The sequence below is a fragment of the Frankia sp. CoBUL1 genome (assembly GCF_978021245.1).
The window spans coordinates 1-3,264 of sequence record NZ_CDXDOS010000239.1 but is presented as its reverse complement, the minus strand read 5'-3'; the positions used below and the strand labels follow the sequence as shown (position 1 = coordinate 3,264).

3 protein-coding genes and 1 pseudogene are annotated in these 3,264 nt (G+C 67.1%); all 4 read right to left on the bottom strand.

All coding sequences use genetic code 11. The features are described 5' to 3' along the window. Window positions 1-216 precede the first annotated feature (216 nt). The gene (locus AC08OX_RS14655; protein WP_476608332.1) at window positions 217-1,044 is read right to left on the bottom strand and encodes an SDR family NAD(P)-dependent oxidoreductase; all 828 of its coding nucleotides are present in this window, start codon (window positions 1,042-1,044) and stop codon (window positions 217-219) included. Between the two features lie 359 nt (window positions 1,045-1,403). Next, complete coding sequence (locus tag AC08OX_RS14650; protein WP_476608331.1) at window positions 1,404-1,823, bottom strand: hypothetical protein; 420 nt, start codon at window positions 1,821-1,823, stop codon at window positions 1,404-1,406. Between the two features lie 31 nt (window positions 1,824-1,854). Further along, the gene (locus tag AC08OX_RS14645; RefSeq protein ID WP_476608335.1) at window positions 1,855-2,316 is read right to left on the bottom strand and encodes a hypothetical protein; all 462 of its coding nucleotides are present in this window, start codon (window positions 2,314-2,316) and stop codon (window positions 1,855-1,857) included. Between the two features lie 51 nt (window positions 2,317-2,367). Beyond that, a pseudogene (locus AC08OX_RS14640) lies at window positions 2,368-2,805 on the bottom strand (glucose-6-phosphate dehydrogenase); the annotation flags it as partial. Window positions 2,806-3,264: the final 459 nt, after the last annotated feature.

The following is a 3,264-nucleotide window of genomic DNA, read 5'->3' as shown; positions in this document are numbered from 1 at the left end:
GCCCGCTTATGCCGCCCGCGGTCCCATCGTCTAACCGACGATCTCAAACACCTTCTCAAACACCTTCCTTATGGCGCGCTCGTCGTCATGCGGTGCCGTCGCGGATGGCTCCCCTTGTCGATGGCTATGTAGGAGAGTGGGGCCCGTAGCAGCCCCAGCGCGGCGATCCGCAGCCCGCGCGAGACGATGGACTCGCGGAACGCCGCAAGCAGCAGTTCAAGATCTATCAGGGCCTCCTCGCCCGCGATGCCGGTCCGTCTCGAAGTCGTAGTGCCGCATGTCCGGGGCAGGGCCCTGGAGTGTCCAGCCCCCGTCGACGTGGAGGATCTCCCCGGTGACGAACGACGAGGCGTCCGACGCCAGGAACACCAGCGGGCCGATGTAGTCCTCGGGCGTCGCCATGCGGCCCAACGGAATGACGGCGCTCCAGCTACGATCGAAGTCGGGGTTGTCCTGCCAGTTGCGCTCCATACGCGTGGCCGTGGGCGCGATGGCGTTGACGCGCACACGCGGCGCGAGCCTCAGGGCGAGGTGGCGTGTCATCGCCTCCAGGCTGCCCTTTGATGCGGTGTAGACGGCGTGGTATCGGAGCATCAGGGTGTCGGCACAGGTTGAGATGTTGATGATCGATCCACCCCGCTCCCCCATTGCGGCCACCGCGGTTATGGTCGTCAGGAAGGCGCCCCGAAGGTTGGTGCTGATGGCGTCGCCCCAGTCCTCAAGAGTCGTCGCTTGTGCCGGGCCAAGACGGACATGCGCGACGTTGTTGACGAGCACATCGATGCTGCCAAACTCGCAATGGGCCGTGTCGATCAACCGCTGCGCGTCCTCGGGGACGCCTACGTCAGCGCCGACCGCCACGGCGATGCCGCCTGCCTCCTGTATACGCCGGCACGTCTGCTCGGCGCCCGCGCGGTCGTTCTTGTAGTTGACGACCACGTTTGCGCCGGCCTGACCGAGGCCGGTCGCCAACGCACGGCCAATCCCCTTGCTGGAACTGGTGACGACGGCCACCTTGCCGTCGAGCGCACCTGCGGAGGTCATGCGTCTCCTCGGGGAGCGGACTGAGGGCTTGGGGAGCGCTGGGGCGTGGCGGACAAAGAGGGACCTCCCGAGTCGAGCAGGTGTGGCGGTGGCCGCCGAGGGTTCCGTAAACGCCTACCGCCAGCTTGAGTGTAAGCCCTTGCAGAAGGCGGTGGAACTTGACGTAGGCTCCGGGCACGGTGATCCCGGTCGCCAGGCGGGCTGACCGGGTGGCGGGTCCCGGTGGCTACGCCGGGGACTGATGGCGAGTCAGGGATGGGCGGCCAGCGACCCCGCGCGATCGTGTTGTGGGTGTAGCCGGTCTGTCTGCCGCGCCCACGCGCTCGAACCGGGCCGCCTGAGGGTTGACAGAGGGTGTCTCACTCGGAGTCCTCCTCATGCCAGGTACGGTCGTCGCGTTCGATCAGCTCGGCCGCGCCGGCCGGTCCCCGGGTGCCGGCGGCATACGGCTGGGGTGGCTCGGCGAACAGCGCCAGCAGCGGCTCCACCCACCTCCAGGCGGCCTCCACCTCGTCCCGGCTCAGAAACAAGGTCGAGTCACCCCGGACGACATCCATGAGCAGCCGCTCATAGGCATCGACAAACCGAGACGTGAAGGTCTCAGCGAGACTGAGATTGAGGATCATCGGACGCAGACACAGGCCCCCCGGGCCCGGTTCCTTCACCATCAGATGCAGGAGTACGGCCGCGTCGGGCTGCAACCGCAGCACCAGGCGGTTGGGGGTGGGGCTATCGGCAACACCGGGAAAGATCGAATGCGGCACCGGCCGGAACCGCACCACGATCTCGGATGCATGCCGGTCCAGCCGCTTACCGGTTTTCAGATAGTAAGGGCACGCCGGACCAGCGCGAGTTCTCTACCTCGGCCTTCAGTGCCACGAACGTCTCCGTGGTGCTGACCATCCCACCCAACTCGTCCCGGTAGGACGGCACCGCAACCCCATCGACGACACCTGCCGTGTACTGTCCACGCACGATGCAGCGCCCTACATCGCCGCGCGGCGGGCGCAGCGCCCGGAACACCTTTAGCTTCTCGTCGCGGATGACCTCCCGATCCAGCGAGGCTGGAGGTTCCATGGCCACGAGGCACAGCAGCTGCAGCAGATGGCTCTGCACCATGTCCCGCAGAGCACCAGCGCTGTCGTAGTAGCTCCCGCGTCCGCCCGCCCCGATCGACTCCGCGACCGTGATCTGCACGTGGTCGATCGCACCGGAGTTCCGCAGCAGCTCGAGAAATGGGTTGGCGCACCGGAGCACGAGTTGGTTCTGCACGGCCTCCTTGCCAAGGTAGTGGTCGATCCGGAAGATCTGTTCCTCGTCGAAGACCGCCCCGACCTCGTCGTTGATCCGTTGCGCCGATGCAAGATCGTGACCTGTCGGTTTTTCCAGGACGACCCGGGACTACCCGCTCACCAGCCCCCTCTGGTGCAGGCCGGCGCAGATCGGCCCGAACAGCCGGGGGTCACAGGCCAGATAGAACACCCGCACCCGATCCTGCCCGTCGGCAAGCAGGCCCTGCAGGTCGCCCCAGGTGCTGTGATCGGTGGCGTTGGCGGTCACGTGGTGCAGGCGGCGCAGGAAACGCGCCCAGGCCCCCGCTTCCTGCGCCGTCCGCGGAACGCGCAGGCGCAGCTCCGCCTCCACCCTGTCGCGGTATCCGACATCGTCGAGCCTGGCTCGGGACACGGCGATCACACGGAAGTCGAGGGCGAGCTGCCCATCCCGGTCGCAGTGGTACAGTGCTGCCAGTAGCTTGCGCATCACGAGGTCGCCGGTCCCGCCGAACACAGCGATGTCACAGCCCGCGGCTGGTGCAAGGTCCACAGCTTCTCCCCTTACTGTGATCTTGGACGGCGGTGGGAGACGCCTGAGAGCAGTGAGGGGCCGCCGGAACCCCGGCCAAGCCCTCAGGCAAACTAGATCCCAGTGGCCGAGCTCGCGTGGCAACTCTACTGCAAACGCTTACGGAAACCGGGCATGTGTCGCTGAACACACGCCCAATGCGGACCGCATGGCCGCCGACCAGAGCTTCCCGCCGCGGATCGGCCACGCTCGCGTCGCCCGAGGCGGCGGAGGCGGGTACGCGGCGGCGATCACAGGACGGTACCCACGCTCCGCGCCATGGCGGTGCGGCTAGGTCAGTGATCATGCCGGCTTGCGCCGGCACCCTGTCCTGCTGAGGATGTTTGTGCCGTCCGGTCCGACGTCGTCCCTCTGTGG

Bases quoted from the DNA above. Each gene is read 5' to 3' on its own strand.
- AC08OX_RS14655 (WP_476608332.1), bottom strand. From the start codon at position 1,044: ATGACCTCCGCAGGTGCGCTCGACGGCAAGGTGGCCGTCGTCACCAGT.